The 15,287-nt window shown below is 68.9% G+C and carries 18 protein-coding genes; 6 read left to right on the top strand and 12 right to left on the bottom strand.

What is annotated here, in order from left to right; genetic code table 11:
* Positions 1-92: 92 nt before the first annotated feature.
* From CJ010_RS17140 to CJ010_RS17125, 4 genes are all read left to right on the top strand, one after another.
* On the top strand, positions 93-1,259 hold the full coding sequence (locus CJ010_RS17140; RefSeq protein ID WP_141019175.1) for an acyl-CoA dehydrogenase family protein: 1,167 nt from the start codon (positions 93-95) through the stop codon (positions 1,257-1,259).
* Between the two features lie 12 nt (positions 1,260-1,271).
* The gene (locus tag CJ010_RS17135; protein ID WP_141019174.1) at positions 1,272-2,465 is read left to right on the top strand and encodes a CaiB/BaiF CoA-transferase family protein; all 1,194 of its coding nucleotides are present in this window, start codon (positions 1,272-1,274) and stop codon (positions 2,463-2,465) included.
* The gene (locus CJ010_RS17130; protein WP_141019173.1) at positions 2,465-3,313 is read left to right on the top strand and encodes a CoA ester lyase; all 849 of its coding nucleotides are present in this window, start codon (positions 2,465-2,467) and stop codon (positions 3,311-3,313) included. The genes CJ010_RS17135 and CJ010_RS17130 overlap by 1 nt, the downstream gene beginning before the upstream one ends.
* 211 nt (positions 3,314-3,524) lie before the next feature.
* Positions 3,525-4,562, top strand: a complete 1,038-nt coding sequence (locus CJ010_RS17125; RefSeq protein WP_141019172.1) for a TRAP transporter substrate-binding protein — start codon at positions 3,525-3,527, stop codon at positions 4,560-4,562.
* A 152-nt stretch (positions 4,563-4,714) separates the two neighbouring features.
* Here the strand turns inward: CJ010_RS17125 and CJ010_RS17120 are convergent, their stop codons facing one another.
* The 7 genes from CJ010_RS17120 to CJ010_RS17090 all read right to left on the bottom strand — a co-directional run bounded on the left by CJ010_RS17120 (position 4,715) and on the right by CJ010_RS17090 (position 9,470).
* Positions 4,715-5,254 carry a DnaJ domain-containing protein gene (locus tag CJ010_RS17120; protein ID WP_141019171.1) on the bottom strand — a complete coding sequence of 180 codons (540 nt, stop codon included), beginning with the start codon at positions 5,252-5,254 and terminating at the stop codon, positions 4,715-4,717.
* A 184-nt stretch (positions 5,255-5,438) separates the two neighbouring features.
* Positions 5,439-5,915, bottom strand: coding sequence for a YbhB/YbcL family Raf kinase inhibitor-like protein (locus CJ010_RS17115; RefSeq protein WP_141019170.1), 477 nt, complete (start codon positions 5,913-5,915; stop codon positions 5,439-5,441).
* Between the two features lie 16 nt (positions 5,916-5,931).
* Positions 5,932-6,402, bottom strand: coding sequence for a DM13 domain-containing protein (locus CJ010_RS17110; RefSeq protein ID WP_141019169.1), 471 nt, complete (start codon positions 6,400-6,402; stop codon positions 5,932-5,934).
* A 132-nt stretch (positions 6,403-6,534) separates the two neighbouring features.
* On the bottom strand, positions 6,535-6,870 hold the full coding sequence (locus CJ010_RS17105; protein ID WP_240794390.1) for a thioredoxin family protein: 336 nt from the start codon (positions 6,868-6,870) through the stop codon (positions 6,535-6,537).
* Between the two features lie 28 nt (positions 6,871-6,898).
* The gene (locus tag CJ010_RS17100; RefSeq protein WP_141019168.1) at positions 6,899-7,675 is read right to left on the bottom strand and encodes a ferredoxin--NADP reductase; all 777 of its coding nucleotides are present in this window, start codon (positions 7,673-7,675) and stop codon (positions 6,899-6,901) included.
* Positions 7,676-7,765: 90 nt separating this feature from the next.
* Positions 7,766-8,098, bottom strand: a complete 333-nt coding sequence (locus CJ010_RS17095; RefSeq protein WP_141019167.1) for a YnfA family protein — start codon at positions 8,096-8,098, stop codon at positions 7,766-7,768.
* Between the two features lie 10 nt (positions 8,099-8,108).
* Positions 8,109-9,470 carry a fused MFS/spermidine synthase gene (locus CJ010_RS17090; RefSeq protein WP_141019166.1) on the bottom strand — a complete coding sequence of 454 codons (1,362 nt, stop codon included), beginning with the start codon at positions 9,468-9,470 and terminating at the stop codon, positions 8,109-8,111.
* 197 nt (positions 9,471-9,667) lie between these two features.
* Between CJ010_RS17090 and CJ010_RS17085 the strand changes: the two genes are divergently transcribed.
* Positions 9,668-10,138 (top strand): VOC family protein, encoded by a 471-nt coding sequence (locus CJ010_RS17085; protein WP_141019165.1) that lies wholly within the window; start codon positions 9,668-9,670, stop codon positions 10,136-10,138.
* A 16-nt stretch (positions 10,139-10,154) separates the two neighbouring features.
* Here CJ010_RS17085 and CJ010_RS17080 read toward each other — a convergent pair whose 3' ends face one another.
* Positions 10,155-11,042: a LysR family transcriptional regulator gene (locus CJ010_RS17080; RefSeq protein ID WP_240794389.1), complete on the bottom strand. Its 888-nt coding sequence runs from the start codon at positions 11,040-11,042 to the stop codon at positions 10,155-10,157.
* A 199-nt stretch (positions 11,043-11,241) separates the two neighbouring features.
* Between CJ010_RS17080 and CJ010_RS17075 the strand changes: the two genes are divergently transcribed.
* Complete coding sequence (locus CJ010_RS17075) at positions 11,242-12,477, top strand: MFS transporter (protein WP_141019163.1); 1,236 nt, start codon at positions 11,242-11,244, stop codon at positions 12,475-12,477.
* A gap of 24 nt (positions 12,478-12,501) precedes the next feature.
* On the opposite strand, the gene CJ010_RS17070 is transcribed toward CJ010_RS17075, so the two are convergent.
* The 4 genes from CJ010_RS17070 to sufT form a co-directional block, all read right to left on the bottom strand.
* A complete protein-coding gene (locus CJ010_RS17070) occupies positions 12,502-13,194 on the bottom strand; it encodes a sulfotransferase family 2 domain-containing protein (protein ID WP_141019162.1) in 693 nt (230 codons plus the stop codon).
* A gap of 211 nt (positions 13,195-13,405) precedes the next feature.
* Entirely contained in the window at positions 13,406-14,032 is a 627-nt protein-coding gene (locus tag CJ010_RS17065) for an ACP phosphodiesterase (RefSeq protein WP_141019161.1), read from the bottom strand.
* A 28-nt stretch (positions 14,033-14,060) separates the two neighbouring features.
* Positions 14,061-14,570 carry a YkgJ family cysteine cluster protein gene (locus CJ010_RS17060; protein WP_141019160.1) on the bottom strand — a complete coding sequence of 170 codons (510 nt, stop codon included), beginning with the start codon at positions 14,568-14,570 and terminating at the stop codon, positions 14,061-14,063.
* A 109-nt stretch (positions 14,571-14,679) separates the two neighbouring features.
* Positions 14,680-15,264, bottom strand: a complete 585-nt coding sequence (gene sufT, locus CJ010_RS17055; protein WP_141019159.1) for a putative Fe-S cluster assembly protein SufT — start codon at positions 15,262-15,264, stop codon at positions 14,680-14,682.
* Positions 15,265-15,287: the final 23 nt, after the last annotated feature.

The raw sequence follows: 15,287 nt of genomic DNA, 5'->3' as shown, positions 1-15,287 counted from the left end.
GCTTCCCCCAGCCCGACCGGCCCGCGCCGGGCGGTCGGGCACGGCCGCCCCGAGAGCGGCCCGGACAACACGAGCACGAACAGGAGACAACGATGAGCATCCTTGCCGCCCCCGACGAACACCAGGAAATCCGCGACGCTGTCCGCGCGCTGTTCGCCGACTTCCCCGACGAGTATTTCCGCCGCATCGACGAACAGCGCGCCTACCCGGAAGCCTTCGTCGATGCGCTGATCGGCGCCGGCTGGCTGTCGGCGATGATCCCGGAGGAATACGGCGGTTCCGGCCTCGGCCTGACCGCCGCCTCGGTGATCATGGAAGAGATCAACCGCAACGGCGGCAACGCCGGCGCGGTGCACGGCCAGATGTACAACATGGGCACGCTGCTGCGTAACGGCAGCGCGGCGCAGAAGGAGAAGTACCTGCCCGGCATCGCCGCGGGCAAGCTGCGCATCCAGTCGATGGCGGTGACCGAGCCGACCACCGGCACCGACACCACCAAAATCAAGACGGTGGCGGTGAAGAAGGACGGCCGTTACGAGGTCAGCGGCCAGAAGGTGTGGATCTCGCGGGTGCAGCACTCCGACCTGATGATCCTGCTCGCCCGCACCACGCCGCTCGCCGAGGTGAAGAAGAAGTCCGAAGGCATGTCGGTCTTCATCGTCGAATTGAAGGACGCGATCGGCAAGGGGCTGGACGTGCGGCCGATCGCCAACATGGTCAATCACGAGACCAACGAACTCTTCTTCGACAAGCTGGAGATCCCGGAAGAGAACCTGATCGGCGAGGAGGGCAAGGGCTTCCGCTACATCCTCGACGGGCTCAATGCCGAGCGCACGCTGATCGCCGCCGAGTGCATCGGCGACGGCTACTGGTTCATCGACCGCGCGGTGAAATACGCCAAGGACCGCGTGGTGTTCGACCGCCCCATCGGCCAGAACCAGGGCGTGCAGTTCCCCATCGCCGACGCCTACATCGAGATCGAGGCCGCCAACCTGATGCGCTTCAAGGCCTGCGCGCTGTTCGACGCCCATCAGCCCTGCGGCGCCCAGGCCAACATGGCCAAGTACCTGGCCGCCAAGGCCTCGTGGGAGGCGGCCAACGTCTGCCTGCAGACCCACGGCGGTTTCGGCTTCGCCAACGAATACGACGTCGAGCGCAAGTTCCGCGAAACGCGCCTGTACCAGGTGGCGCCGATCTCCACCAACCTCATCTATTCGTATGTGGCCGAGCATCTGCTCGGGCTGCCGCGGTCGTTCTGAGGGCTTGTCACCATGACCACTTTCCCCAACGTACTGCCCCTCGAAGGCGTGACCGTGGTGTCGCTGGAGCACGCGATCGCCGCGCCGCTCGCCACCCGCCACCTCGCCGACCTCGGCGCCCGCGTCATCAAGATCGAGCGCCCCGGCGTCGGCGACTTCGCCCGCGCCTACGACCACCGCGTCGATGGTCTGGCCTCCCATTTCGTCTGGGTGAACCGCTCCAAGGAAAGCCTCTGCCTCGACCTCAAGCAGCCGGCGGCGCAGGAAGTGCTGCTCGCGCTGCTGGAGAAGGCCGACGTGCTGGTGCAGAACCTCGCGCCGGGCGCGGCGGACCGCCTCGGCCTCGGCTTCGAGGCGCTATCGGCGAAGAACCCGCGGCTGATCGTGTGCGACATCTCCGGCTACGGCGAGGGCGGCCCCTACACCGAGAAGAAGGCCTACGACCTGCTGATCCAGAGCGAATCCGGCTTCCTGTCGGTGACCGGCACGCCGGACGAGGCGGTGAAGTCGGGCATCTCGATCGCCGACATCGCCGCCGGCATGTACGCCTACAGCGGCATCCTCGGCGCGCTGATCGAGCGCGGCCGCAGCGGCCGCGGCCGCCGCGTCGAGATCGCGATGATCGACGCGATGGTGGAATGGATGGGCTTTCCGCTTTACTACGCCTATCAGGGCCAGGAGCCGCCGCGGCGCAGCGGTGCCTCGCACGCCACCATCTACCCCTACGGCGCCTTCCGCGCCGGCGACGGCCGCACGGTGATGCTGGGTCTGCAGAACGAGCGCGAGTGGGCCACCTTCTGCGCCAGGGTGCTGGACCAGCCGGCACTTGCCGGCGACGCGCGCTTCGCCAGCAACGCCCAGCGCCACACCAACCGCGAGGCACTGAAGGCGCTGATCGAGGAGACCTTCGCCGGCCTCAGCGCCGAACAGGTCATCGAGCGGCTGGATGCCGCGGACATCGCCAACGCCCACGTCAGCACCATGGCCGACATCTGGACCCATCCGCAGCTGCAGGCGCGGCGGCGGTGGACCACGGTGGATTCGCCCGCCGGCCTGCTGCCCGCCTTGCAGCCGCCGGGCATGGGGCCGGAGCGGCCGGCGCGGATGGACCCGATTCCGGCGCTCGGTGCGCACACCGAGGCCATCCTCGCAGAACTCGGCTTCGGCGAGCGCAGCGCCGCGCTGCGCGCGCAAGGGGCGATCTGATGAACGCCGCCCAGCTCCATCTCGGCCGCGCCCGCAGCTTCCTGTTCGTGCCCGCCACCCGGCCGGAGCGCATCGCCAAGGCGGTGGCCAGCGGCACCGACGTGGTCATCGTCGACCTGGAAGACGCGGTCGGCCCGGCCGACAAGCCGGCGGCGCGCAGCGCGCTGCTCGCCTGGCTGGACGATAACCCCGGCCAGCCGGTGGTAGTGCGCATCAATGCCGCAGGCACCGAATGGCACGAGGTCGACCTCGCGGCCTGCCGCCATCCCGGCGTCGCTGGCGTGATGCTGCCCAAGGCCGAGACCGCCGCCGCGATGGCGCACGCCCATGCCGCCAGCACCAGGCCGCTGCTGCCCATCGTCGAAACTGCCGCCGGGCTGGCCGCGCTGCCGCGGATCGCCACCGCGCTTGGCTGCTGCCGGCTGGTGTTCGGCAAGCTCGACCTCGCTGTCGAACTCGACCTGATGCCGGACGAGGCCGACGCGGAGGAGCTGGTGTTCCTGCCCTACCGCGCCCAGCTGGTGATCGCGAGCCGGCTGGCCGACCTGCCGCCACCGGTCGATGGCGTGTTCACCGCCATCGGTGCCGCCGAGGCACTGGCCGCCTACGCCCGCCGCGCGCGCCGCCATGGTTTCGGCGGCCAGTTGCTGATCCACCCCAGTCAGGTCGAGGCGGTGACCGCCGCCTTCACCCCGGCCGCGGCCGAAGTCGACTGGGCGCGCGCCGTGCTGGCGGCCACCGATGCCGCCGGTGGCTGGGTGGTGGTGGTCGAGGGCCGCATGGTCGACGCTCCGGTCATCGCCCGCGCCCGCCGCGTGCTGGCCGCCGCCGCGCTCGCCGCCGACTGATTCCGCTTTCTTGCCGCCGGGCCGCCCCAAGGCAAGAAGCGCCCCCTTGGGGGGCAGCGACCCGCAGCGCGGGGAGCGTAGGGGCATTTTGCCGCCGGCTCGCCCCAAGGCAAGACGTGCCCCCTTGGGGGGCAGCGACCCGCTGCGCGGGGAGCGTGGGGGCATTTTTTTGCACGACCCGCAGCACCCACATAAAACTGGAGGAGACACCATGAAGACCCAATCCGGCACCAGCCGCATCCGCCGCCTCGTGCTCGGCAGCGCCATCGCTGCCGCCCTGCTTCCGCTCGCCGGCGGCAGCTTCGCCGCCGAGCTCATCGTCATCAAGTTCAGCCACGTGGTGGCGGCCGACACGCCCAAGGGCAAGGGCGCGGAAAAATTCCGCGAGCTGGCGGAGAAGTACAGCGCCGGCGCGGTGAAGGTGGAGGTGTATCCGAACAGCACGCTGTACAAGGACAAGGAGGAGATGGAGGCGCTGCAGCTCGGCTCGGTCCAGATGCTGGCGCCCTCGCTGTCGAAATTCGGCCCGCTCGGCGTGCGCGAGTTCGAACTGTTCGACCTGCCCTACATCGTCGACAGCTACGACGATCTGCACAAGCTCACCAGCGGCCCGGTCGGCCAGCAGCTGCTGGCCAGGCTGGAGCCGCGCGGCATCAAGGGCCTGGCTTACTGGGACAACGGCTTCAAGGTGATGTCGGCCAACGCGCCCATCCGCACGCCGGAAGACCTCAAGGGCAAGAAGATGCGCATCCAGTCCTCCAAGGTGCTGGAAGAGCAGTTCCGCGAGGTCAAGGCGCTGCCGCAGGTGCTGGCCTTCTCCGAGGTGTACCAGGCGCTGCAGACCGGCGTGGTGGACGGCACCGAGAACACCATTTCCAACTACTACACCCAGAAGGTGCACGAGGTGCAGAAGCACATCACGGTGTCCGACCACGGCTACATCGGCTATGCGCTGATCACCAACCGGAAGTTCTGGGACGGCCTGCCCGCCAATGTGCGCAGCCAGCTCGAGCGCGCGGTGAAGGAATCCAGCGAGTACGCCAACCGCATCGCCAAGGAAGAAAACGATGCCGCGCTCGAAGCGGTGAGAAAGAGCGGCAAGTCGGAGATCTACATGCCGACCGAAGCCGAACGCCTGGCCTTCAAGAAGGCCTTCGTGCCCATGCACCGGAAGATGGAGGCGCGCATCGGGGCCGAGACCATACAGGCGGTGTACCGGGAAACCGGCTTCGATCCGGACAGGATGTAAGCCGGCCACATCCGGTGGCCCCGGACCAGGCCCGCGCCTCCGGCCCGGAGCGCGGGCCTGGTCGTGCCCGGCGCGGCGGGTTTCAGCGACCGCTACGCAACGGGGTAACAGGGGGCAGACCGCGGGGGGCAGGCCGGCCGCTCGCCCTTTGGTCACGAAATGGTTTCGAGCAAGACTTCGCGGGCTTTCGTGATGCGTACGAACTGTTCGTGACTGCCCCCGACGTCGGGATGCGCTTTCTGGGCGAGCCGCCGGAATGCGGCATTGACCTGGCGTCGCTCGAGCTTTCCGTTGGCCGGCAGGCCCAGTACTTCGCGATGTTGTCGTTCGTCCACGGCTCGGCGCGTGTCGTCGTGTCTGCCTTGCCGGCCCGAGAAGCGCGCAAATTCCTCGTTCATGCGCTGCTGGGCGGCGCGGCGCAGGTGCAGCGACTCGCGCCGCAATGCCACCTGGTCGTCCTGCCAACGCTGGCGTGACATGACGATACAGGCGGCAAAGGCGATGCGGCCGTGGGTCTCGAGTTCGTCAAGGCTGAACGGACCCACCATGTCGAAGGGCTCCTCCAGCCATGCGTGTCGCCCACCGGGGCCGACCTCGACGTGGCCTAGCGTTGCCGTGGTCACCAGACCATGATCACCATTCCAGATGACCCATTCTTCCTCGCTGGCAGCGGCGTAGCTTTTGTCATGCATGCCCTGCCTCCGGGGCGGGGCATGCACGCTTTGTGGGATGGATTGAAGGAAACACGACAAGAATCGCCCATCTGAACGCTGGTTCCCATGGGGTTGCAAATTGCGCACCAGGCATCGCCTGCGCCGACAGCAGTTGCCGGGAGCGCATGCGAAGCGCCTTCCGAGTCGCCCTGGGCGGTGGGCTTCAGCGCTGCCGCTGGTAGTGGCCGACGAGTTCGGCCTTTTCCAGCACGTGACCGTCCATCGCCTTCTCCAGCGCGGCCTTGGTCGGCTGGTGGAGGTCGCCCAGCTTGACGTCCAGTGCGTACAGCTTGTGGAAGTAGCGGTGTTTGCCGACGGGCGGGCAGGGGCCGCCGTAACGGCAGTGCTTCCAGTCGTTGACGCCGGCCTGGGTGCCCTGCGGCAGGTCGTCTTCGATCACCCCGGCGGGCAAGTTGCCGGCGGTGGGCGGCAGGTCGTAGAGCAGCCAGTGCACCCAGGTCGTCTTCGGTGCCGCCGGATCGGGCGCGTCGGGGTCGTCCACGATCAGCACCAGGCTGTGGGTGCCGTCGGGCGGATCGGTCCAGGCGAGCGGCGGCGACAGGTCGCTGCCGTCACAGGTGTAGAGGGCCGGAATGTCTGCGTTGTGGGCGAAGGCGGGCGAACCCAGGGTCATCGGCATGGTGCTCTCCTCTTGGCTAGCGGTAGCGGGCCGCGGTGATGAACTGGCTGAAGGATTCGCACCACACGATGACCGTGGTGTAGCGCGCAACGTCCACGGTGGCGGGCACCGGGACGATGAAGTTGTCGAAGGTCCTGACCTCGCCCACCCGCTGCATCTGCGGCTTGAGACGCATGAAGTCGGCCTCGGTTTCGACGAACTCGGGCGACAGGTAGAGCTTGTAGTCCGGCCCGGGCGCGATCCTGCCGGTGAGCACGATGTTGTGCGCGCTGACTGCGATGCGGCCTTCGCCCCAGTGCAGCGGGTCGCTGTCCTTGAGGTCGCGGCGGAACTCGCCGCTGTAGGTGGCCTGCCCGGCGAGCGTGGCGAGCTCCACCTGGCTGGGTGCGGGCGGCGCGGTGAGGATGGGCAGCAGATAGACGCCGAGCCCGAAACCGGCGAGCGCGGCGAAAACGTGGCTGGCAGTCAGGAACAGGCGCTTGGGCATCGGGGCGCATCCGTCGAGGCGCATCCATTGGGGCCGGGCGGCCGGGGATGGCGCCCGGTGCGTCACGCTCTGTTCATAGTCCAGCCCGCCGGCCTTTGCCAGCGTGGGGGGCGCGGGTGGCCTGCCGGCTCGTCAGGGCTGGGGGTCGATCTGCGCGAAGGCGGCGGCGATCTCGGCGGCGTCGGACGGCCGCACCAGGCGGGCGAGTTCCTGGCCGTCGCGCATGAAGATCAGCGTCGGCCACAGCTTGACGCCGAAGCTGCGTCCCAGCCGGCGGCCCGGCCCGTCCTCGATCTTGAAGTGGCGTACTTTCGGATGACCGGCATAGGCTTCGGCGAGCGGCGCCTGCGCGGCGCGGCAGTAGCCGCACCAGTTGGTGCCGAACTCGATCAGCGCCGGCCCGGCGACATGGTCGATCGTTGCGCGGGTGGGCGCGTCCGCCGAATAGGTGGTGAGCATCATCTTCATCGGCTGCCTCCCGTCGCCCCGGCCCGGATCACTTCTCGACGAAGGCGTGCTCGATCACGTAATCGCCCGGATCGCCGATGCGCTTGGACATGCGGAAGCCGCGGCGGTCGAGCAGTTCGCGCGAGCTCTTCAGCATCGCCGCGCTGCCGCAGATCATGACGCGGTCGACCGCCGGGTCCAGCGGCGGCAGGCCGATGTCCTCGAACAGCTTGCCGCTTTCGATCAGGTCGGTGAAGCGGCCCTGATTGCGGAAGGGTTCGCGGGTGACGGTGGGGTAGTAGATCAGCTTCTCGCTCACCATCTCGCCGAGGAATTCGTGGTGCGGCAGCTCGTGGGTGATGTAGTGCTCGTAGGCCACTTCGCTGACGGTGCGCACGCCGTGGATCAGCACGATCTTCTCGAAGCGGTCGTAGACGTCGAGGTCGCGGATCACGCTCATGAAGGGTGCCAGGCCGGTGCCGGTGGAGAACAGGTAAAGGTGCTTGCCCGGCAGCAGATCGGACAGCACCAGGGTGCCGGTGGGCTTGCGCGAGACCAGCAGTTCGTCGCCGGGCTGCAGGTGCTGCAGGCGGGAAGTGAGCGGGCCGTCGGGCACCTTGATGCTGAAGAACTCCAGGTGCTCTTCGTAGTTGGGGCTGGCGATGCTGTAGGCGCGGGTCAGCGGGCGGCCGTTGACCTCCAGACCTATCATCACGAACTGGCCGTTCTCGAAACGCAGCGCGCGGTCGCGCGAGGTGGTGAACGAGAACAGCGTGTCGTTCCAGTGATGCACGCTGAGGACTTTCTCGGTGATGTAGGCTGCCATGGCTGCGTCTTGCCTGTGTGCTCGGATTGGGGGAGCGACATTCTACTGCTGCGCTGCCGCACCAGAAATGAGATCGATCAAGTCGAAGGTTCAGCCGTTGCGCGGCGCGAACATGATTACCGCCATGCCGCCGAGCGCGATCAGCGAGCCGGCGATGTCCCAGGTGGTCGGCCGGACGCCGTCCACTGCCCACAGCCACAGCACCGCGACGAACACGTACACCCCGCCGTAAGCCGCGTAGATGCGACCGGAGGCGGCCGGATGCAGGGTCAGCAGCCAGGCGAACAGCGCCAGGCTGGCCGCGGCCGGCAGCAGCAGCCAGGCGCTGCCGTCCTCGCGCAGCCAGCGGTAGGGCAGGTAGCAGCCCACGATCTCGGCGACAGCGGTGGCGAGGAAGAGCAGCAGGGTCTTGAGTTCGGTCATGGCGGGCGGTTCAGCGCGACTGCAGCAGGTCGAGGTCGGCACGGTTGCGTTCGTCGGTGTAGGGCACGGCGGCCGGCGCGGGGCCGGCGAAGCACTGTACCAGCACGTTGCCCTGCGGCCGGTCGCGGAACAGGATTTCCACCGCGCAGGCGCCATACACCGACTGTATGGTGGCGAGCAGGTTGCGCGCGTAGGGCGTGGCGAGGCGATCGTCGAGGATGAGGTTGGCGAACAGCACGCCGTCGGGGGCCAGCACCCGGCGGGTGTCCTGCCAGAATTCGCGGGTGACGAGGTGGGCCGGCACGCTGGTGAGCGCACTGTAGGCGTCGACCACCACCGCATCGAAGCGCTCCCCGGTGTCGGCGACGAAGCGGCGCGCGTCGCCGGCGACGAAACGGCCGACGATGGGCCCGCCGAGGAATTCGCGCTCGGCGAGTTCGCGCACCGCCGGATCGATGTCCACGTACAGGTAGTGGTTGTGCGGCTCGCGGTGCGACAGGGTGAAGCCGCCGGCACCCAGCACCAGGATGCGCTTGTCGCGCAGCCGCATCTCGTCGAGCAGGATGCTGCGCAGGCGGGTGATGTAGCGCGCGTAGCGCGGCGGTTCGCTGCCGTCGATCAGCGAGGCGGCGGAGTTGTTGATCCAGAACACGCGCGGGTCCTGCATGCCGGCGAGCTGCACTGCTTCCACCCGGTAGCTGGCGTAGGCCGTCTCGATCTGCTGCGGCAGCCACAGGTTGCAGGCCACGGCGGCAGCGGCCACCGCGAGCGGGGCCGCCTGCCGGCGCACCTTGCCCGACAGCAGCGACACCGGCACCAGCAGCAGGAGCGCGCTGGCGAATACTGCGGCGGATACCCCCAGCCACTGCATCACCAGCAGCGAAAGCGACAGCGAACCGAGGAAGGAGCCGAGCGTGGACCAGTACAGCGCTGCGCCGCTGCGCGCGCCGGCGCGCTCGTGCCGCAGCAGGTTGGTGAGCACCGGCACGGTCTGGCCGAGCAGCCAGGCGACGGGGCACAGCACCACGCCGACGAAGAGCAGGTAGGCGAGCGGCGCCGGGCGCACGTGGGCGAACAGCGCATCCACCACCGGGCCGGCCAGGCCGATCGCGATCAGCGTCGCGGCGACGAGGAAGTTGCGCCGTACGCGGATGAGAAAGTCGCGCTCCACGCGGCCGCCCGCCTGGTAGCCGAGCGCGAGCGCGAGCAGGAAGAAGCCGATGGTAGGGGCCGTCACCGTGATCGCGCTGCCCAGGTGCGGCACCAGCCGGCGCAATGCGACGATCTCGGCGCCGAGCGAGGAAAAGCCTTCGACGAAAACCATGCCGTAGAGCAGGGCGGCGGCGGGGAGGGCGGTGGGGCGGGTCGTCATGCGGCGCGGCGGTGTCCTGGCTGGCGGGGCGCCTGCGCCGGTGGTCCGGTGCAAGGCCGCGCGGGGGCGGAAGGCCGGATTATCGCGGCCCCGGCTGCAGCCCGCCAGCTTGGTCGGACTGTCGCCGGAGCCGGCGCTGGACTATCACATAGTGGGGCCACCCGGATGGTGTCGGCCCGCGCGCAAGGAGCACGGCCATGGCAGTCCAACCTGTACCCGAAGCTTATCGCCGCGTCACGCCCTATCTCTGCGTCGACGGCGCCGCTGCCGCGATCGATTTCTACAAGCGTGCGTTCGCTGCGGAAGAACTGTTCCGCCTGGCCATGCCCGACGGCCGGGTGGGGCATGCCGAGCTGCGCATCGGCGACACCCCGGTGATGCTGGCCGACGCCTGCGAGGAAGGCCCGTCGCGCAACCCGCGCGCGCTGGGCGGCACGAGCGTCGGCCTGCATCTGTACGTGGAGGATGTGGATGCCGTGTTCCAGCGTACGGTCGAGGCCGGGGCCAGGGTGATCCGCCCGCTGCAGGACCAGTTCTACGGCGACCGTACCGGCACGGTGGAAGACCCCTACGGCCATGTGTGGTTTCTAGCCAGCCACCGCGAAGACCTGCTCCCCGCCGAGATCGAAAAGCGGGCCGCGGCGCTCATGAGCGGCGGCAAGGCCTGATGCCGGCTCCGCCCGGTCAGCCGGCGATCACGCCCGCCATGGATGCCTTCATGACATCGATGAAGCAGCGCAGCCGCGCCGGGTAGAAGGCGGCGTACGGATACACCAGGTTCACCGGCAGCGGTGCCGCCTGCCACTGCGGAGCGAGGTGCAGCAGGCGGCCGGCGGCAAGGTCGTCCGCCAGCAGCCAGGCCGAGCCGATGCAGGCGCCCAGACCCTGCAGCGCAGCGCTCCGGAGTGCATAGAGGCTGTCGGTGCTGACGCGCGGCGCGATGGCGATGCGGCGCACTTCGCCGCTCTCGACATGGGTGAGCGTGATCTCGTTGCGGTAGTAGGTGCGCAGCGCCAGCCAGGGCAGCGCTGCCAGCTCGACCGCCTGTTGCGGAACCTGCCGGTCCGTCAGGATGGACGGCGCCGCCACCGCGATGCGCGGCACTTCGGCGAGTTTGATGGCCACCAGCGCCGAGTCCGTCACCTCGCCGACCTGGATCGCGCAGTCGATACCGGCGGCGATGAAGTCCTGCACCGCGCTGTCGTCGTGCAACAGCCACTCGACCCGCATCTGCGGATAGCGCCAGAGGTAGTCCGCCAGCGGCCCGACCAGCCGCTCCTGGCCGAAGGCGTGCGGTGCCACCACGCGCAGCACGCCTTCCGGCGCTTCGTCCGCCCCGCGCAGTTCGGATTCGAATGCGGCCCAGCTCGCAAGCAGTGCCTTGGCCCGTTCGTAGCAGCGTTCGCCGTCCATGGTCAGCCGCATGCTGTGGGTGGAACGCTGCAGCAGGCGCACGCCCAGGGTGCGTTCCAGCGTCTGCAGGCGGCGGCTGGTCGTCGGCTGGGTCGTGCCCAGCTGCGCGGCCGCCGCGGAAAGGCTGCCCGCCTCGACGATGCGGACGAAGGTCTGCATCAGCTCGAGGCGATCGCCTACCCCTGGCGACGCCGGCGGCGGGGTCTTGTCCGCGGGCGCCTTCGCAGGCCTGGCAGGCGGTCTGATGACGGGTTGTTTCATACGTTGAATGTATAGCAAATCTGCGCGCCGGGTGGCTACCCATATGCAGTTCATGCTCGCAAACTGCGCTCCGTCTGGAATTCTTGAGGAGTACAACATGTCGTCCATCGACGAAACGTATGACCAGCGCGGCGTAGTCCAGCCAGCGATACCGCATGCCGCCACCCACCAGCCGGCGCCGGCCCTGGTGATGCTGCTGGCCGCCGGCGCCGGGCTTGCCGCCGCCTCGCTCTACTACAGCCAGCCCATGCTCGGCATGCTCGCCGGCGAGATCGGCGCCAGCGAGCGTGCCGTCGGTTTCGTGCCCACCCTGACGCAGCTCGGCTACGCCCTCGGCATCCTCCTGCTCGCTCCGCTGGGGGACCGCCACGACCGTCGCCGCATCATCCTCGTCAAGGCGGCGCTGTTGGTTCTGGCCCTGCTGGCCGGCGGATTCGCGCCGTCGCTGGGCGTGCTGCTGGCCGCCAGCCTGGCCATCGGGCTCACCGCCACGCTGGCCCAGGACATCGTGCCCGCGGCCGCCACGCTGGCGCACGAATCGCGGCGCGGCAAGGTGGTCGGCACGGTGATGACGGGCTTGCTGCTGGGCATCCTGCTGTCGCGCGTGATCAGCGGCCTGGTGGCGGAGCATTTCGGCTGGCGGACGATGTTCGTGGCGGCGGCGGTGAGCGTGGCCTTGGTCGGGTTCGCCGCCTGGCGCGGCCTGCCACGCTTCACGCCGACCACCGCGCTGCCGTATCGCGCGCTGCTGGGAACGCTGCTGACGCTGACGCGGCAGCATGCCGCCCTGCGCAATGCGACGCTCGCCCAGGGCCTGCTGTCGGTGGGCTTCAGCGCCTTCTGGTCGACGCTTGCAGTGATGCTGCACGGTGCGCCTTTCCACCTGGGCAGCGCGGCGGCTGGCGCCTTTGGCCTGGCCGGTGCGGTCGGGGCGCTGGCCGCGCCGCTGGCTGGCCATCTCGCCGACCGTTACGGGCCGGCGCGGGTCACCCGCCTTGGCGCCGGGCTGACCGCGCTGTCGTTCGCGGCGATGAGCTTCGGTTCCTGGCTGCCGCCCACCGCCCAGCTGTGCCTGCTCGCAGTCGGTGCGGTCCTGTTCGACCTCGGCGTGCAGGCAGCGCTGATCGCCCATCAGACCATCGTCTACGGTATCGACCCGGGCGCGCGCAGCCGGCTCAACGCGGTACTGATCGTCGGCATGTTCATCGGCATGGCGGCAGGCTCGGCGCTCGGCAGCGTGCTGCTGGCGCAGTGGGGATGGGGCGCGGTGACGGGCATGGCCACGCTGGCCTCGCTGGCCGCGCTCGCCATCCGCTTCCGGCGGAACGCCTGAAAGGGGCGCCGCCGGCGGGGCCGGTCAGCAGTAGCCGAACAGATCGAGATCCCGCTCGTAGATGCGTTCGAGCCGGCGCCGGCTGTCCGGCGACAGATCGTGCCCGTCCTGCTGCGCCGACGCGTTGCGGTGCGCCAGCGTCGCATCCAGGGCCAGACGGTCGCAGACCAGGGAGAAATCCCTTTCCAGGTTCTCGTAGCGCCCGACAAAATCCATCCGCAGATCGCCGTACTTGTCGCACAGGAAGGACCACTGCGGGCAGAAATGGATCTGGAGCCAGATGTTCTCGGAACACAGCCAGTTCCTGACGAAGGCGTCGAAGGACGGGTAGCGGTTCAGCACCGCTGCAAAGCGGGAATCGCGCGAGTGCGCCGCCGTCTTGCGCAGATATCGGTAGGCCGAGCAGGCGCGGTCGATCGGGTTGCGGACAAAGCTGAACTTGAACGCGCCGTCCACGAAGGCTTCCGACGCGTGCTCGTAGTGCCAGAGCGGCAGGTGTCCGGTAACGCGCCCGCCGAAGAGGGCATGCTGCAGGCTGCTGCCGGCGGCTTTCGGAATGTGGATGAAGAGGCTGTTGGTCTTCAGGAATTCAGGCGGGATACCGCTCTTGCCCGACAGGATCTTGTCGATCGACTGCCGGTCCGAGATCCTGAGGCGATTGATGATCGCCTCGCGCGTTTGCCGGGAAAGCATTTTCCACATCAGTCGATCGAGCATGATCCTTGTTCCTTTGAAGCCGGCCGGGAGGACCGGAACAGGGCGCCTCCCGGTGCAGATGCCGAAGTATCGGGCGGGCCCTGTCGGGCAGTGGATTTATACCCAATCGCCGGCCGCGCGGGATCGTCCTTAACAGGAATTTGCACGGCTTAACGCCTGTTAATGCTTGACTTTTTTGCGTGGCGCCACGACTCGGGGCGGCCCGCCGGGGTCACGCTGCCGGTGTGCTGCGCAGTCGCCGGACCGACTCGGCGAAGCTCAGCGCGTCGGGCAGGAAGGCGAAGAAGTCGGCTTCGAAGCCGGCGTAATCGTCCAGCAATTCCTGGCCCGAGCCGGCCAGCGGATTGGGACGGCGCAGGCGGAACTCGGCCATGCGGTCCAGCGCCAGTGCGACCGTGGCGGCATCGCGGTAGCTCGCCAGCCAGTCGTGCGTAGCCATCCGCTCGAATACCGCGAGGAAGGCCGGCGGCAGGGCGTCGGGATGGCTCCCGATCAGCCGGTAGGTGTGGGTGGTGAAGGCCGCAAGCGAGCTTTCGACCGCAAGCGGCGCGCTGACGCGTTCCCAGTGCAGGGCGAGGAAATGGTCGTAGAACAGGTCGACCATGATGCCGCTCACTCGTCGCCGCTCCGCGCTGACCCGGGCCCGGCTGCGACGGAAGGCGGGGTGCGTTTCGGCAAAGCTGTCGATGCGCCGGTGCAGCATCACGCCGGCGGCAAGGTCGGCGCTCATGCCCGGCGGCAGCGGGTCGAGCGGCCCCTTGACGAAGTCGCCGATCACGCCGCCGACGCGGTCGGCGGCGAGCGGTCCGGCCAGCAGGGCGTGGGCGAGGTAGTTCATGTCGGCTGGTGCCTGTTCCGGGGCGGCGCTAACCCGCGGCGGGGGCGTACCACTGCGCGAACCACGCGGTCAGGGGGCGGCTTTCGCCCAGCCCGCCGAGCTGCCGGTCGATGACGTCGTGGTTGCCCCAGACCACGTCCGCCAGTTCGCCCTCCGCTACGCGTGCTTCGATGTCGCCGCAGTACAGGCCCAGCTCGCGCTGCACGTAGAAGCCGTAGCTGCGGCAGGCCACCGGACGCTGTGCATAGACCAGGCAGGCGCTGCTGGCCTGGTCCAGCATGGGGCAGACCACCGGGCGGGAAGCCCGCGCGGCCAATGCGGCGATGTCGCCGGCGATGCGGGTGAGTTGCTCCGGCGGCAGCGCGGTCAGCCCGGTGCGCAGCAGCGCCCATTCGGCCGCGGTGAGGCGGGGGATGTCGGCGAGCTGGCGGCAGCAGCTCGCACAGCCCTTGCAGCAAAGCCAGTCGGGGTGGCCGTCGCGGATGGCCTTTACACGGTTGTCGATGTCGTCGTGCAGTCGGGTGAGCGGGTGGTTCATCGGCAGGCGCTTGCGGTTTCGATGGGCGGGTGGGGTGCGGGCTGCATCGCCGTGTCGGGTGGCGTGCGGCGTCATTGTACGGCGCGCCGCATCCGCGTCCGGCAGCCGCCTAGAGTAGTCCGGTTTCCAGGCGCGCGGCCTCGCTCATCATCTCGCGGTTCCAGCGCGGCTCCCATACCAGTTCCACTTCGGCCTCGTCCACGCCGGGTATGGCCAGCAGCTTGTCGTTGACCTCGTTGGCGAGCACGTCGCCCATGCCGCAGCCGGGGGCGGTGAGCGTCATGCGCACGGCGACGCGGTAGTGGCCGTTGTCCAGTGGCGTGGCAGTGCAGGCGTAGACCAGGCCGAGTTCGACGATGTCGATCGGGATCTCGGGGTCGTAGCAGCTGCCCATCTGCGCCCAGGCGGCGGCTTCGACCGCCTCGGCGCTGTAGTTGCCGTTTTCCGCGGCGGGAGGGACGGCGGCCTGGCTGCGGGGGTCGAGGCCGAGCGCATCCGCGTCCGCTTCGGCGATGCGATAGAGATTGCCGTCGCAGAGCACGGTGATGGCCCCGCCCAGGCGCTGGGTGACGGTGGCGAGGCTGCCGGCGGCCAGCGTCTCGGCCCGGCCCCAGGGCACGCTGAGGGCGGCGCAGTCGCGGCCGAGCAGACGCACTTCGCCTTTCGTTCCGGTGTTGTCGTGCGCTGCGCCCATGGCTTTCGTGCTCCCCGTATCGG

The organism is Azoarcus sp. DD4 (assembly GCF_006496635.1).
In the GTDB taxonomy this organism is placed as follows: domain Bacteria; phylum Pseudomonadota; class Gammaproteobacteria; order Burkholderiales; family Rhodocyclaceae; genus Azoarcus.
The sequence above is the reverse complement of the archived record's forward strand: the minus strand, read 5'-3'. Positions and strand labels throughout refer to the sequence as shown.

Coding starts and splice junctions, on each gene's coding strand:
- CJ010_RS17140 (WP_141019175.1), top strand. CDS start 93: ATGAGCATCCTTGCCGCCCCCGACGAACACCAGGAAATCCGCGACGCT.
- CJ010_RS17135 (WP_141019174.1), top strand. CDS start 1,272: ATGACCACTTTCCCCAACGTACTGCCCCTCGAAGGCGTGACCGTGGTG.
- CJ010_RS17130 (WP_141019173.1), top strand. CDS start 2,465: ATGAACGCCGCCCAGCTCCATCTCGGCCGCGCCCGCAGCTTCCTGTTC.
- CJ010_RS17125 (WP_141019172.1), top strand. CDS start 3,525: ATGAAGACCCAATCCGGCACCAGCCGCATCCGCCGCCTCGTGCTCGGC.
- CJ010_RS17120 (WP_141019171.1), bottom strand. CDS start 5,254: ATGCATGACAAAAGCTACGCCGCTGCCAGCGAGGAAGAATGGGTCATC.
- CJ010_RS17115 (WP_141019170.1), bottom strand. CDS start 5,915: ATGCCGATGACCCTGGGTTCGCCCGCCTTCGCCCACAACGCAGACATT.
- CJ010_RS17110 (WP_141019169.1), bottom strand. CDS start 6,402: ATGCCCAAGCGCCTGTTCCTGACTGCCAGCCACGTTTTCGCCGCGCTC.
- CJ010_RS17105 (WP_240794390.1), bottom strand. CDS start 6,870: ATGAAGATGATGCTCACCACCTATTCGGCGGACGCGCCCACCCGCGCA.
- CJ010_RS17100 (WP_141019168.1), bottom strand. CDS start 7,675: ATGGCAGCCTACATCACCGAGAAAGTCCTCAGCGTGCATCACTGGAAC.
- CJ010_RS17095 (WP_141019167.1), bottom strand. CDS start 8,098: ATGACCGAACTCAAGACCCTGCTGCTCTTCCTCGCCACCGCTGTCGCC.
- CJ010_RS17090 (WP_141019166.1), bottom strand. CDS start 9,470: ATGACGACCCGCCCCACCGCCCTCCCCGCCGCCGCCCTGCTCTACGGC.
- CJ010_RS17085 (WP_141019165.1), top strand. CDS start 9,668: ATGGCAGTCCAACCTGTACCCGAAGCTTATCGCCGCGTCACGCCCTAT.
- CJ010_RS17080 (WP_240794389.1), bottom strand. CDS start 11,042: ATGCAGACCTTCGTCCGCATCGTCGAGGCGGGCAGCCTTTCCGCGGCG.
- CJ010_RS17075 (WP_141019163.1), top strand. CDS start 11,242: ATGTCGTCCATCGACGAAACGTATGACCAGCGCGGCGTAGTCCAGCCA.
- CJ010_RS17070 (WP_141019162.1), bottom strand. CDS start 13,194: ATGCTCGATCGACTGATGTGGAAAATGCTTTCCCGGCAAACGCGCGAG.
- CJ010_RS17065 (WP_141019161.1), bottom strand. CDS start 14,032: ATGAACTACCTCGCCCACGCCCTGCTGGCCGGACCGCTCGCCGCCGAC.
- CJ010_RS17060 (WP_141019160.1), bottom strand. CDS start 14,570: ATGAACCACCCGCTCACCCGACTGCACGACGACATCGACAACCGTGTA.
- sufT (WP_141019159.1), bottom strand. CDS start 15,264: ATGGGCGCAGCGCACGACAACACCGGAACGAAAGGCGAAGTGCGTCTG.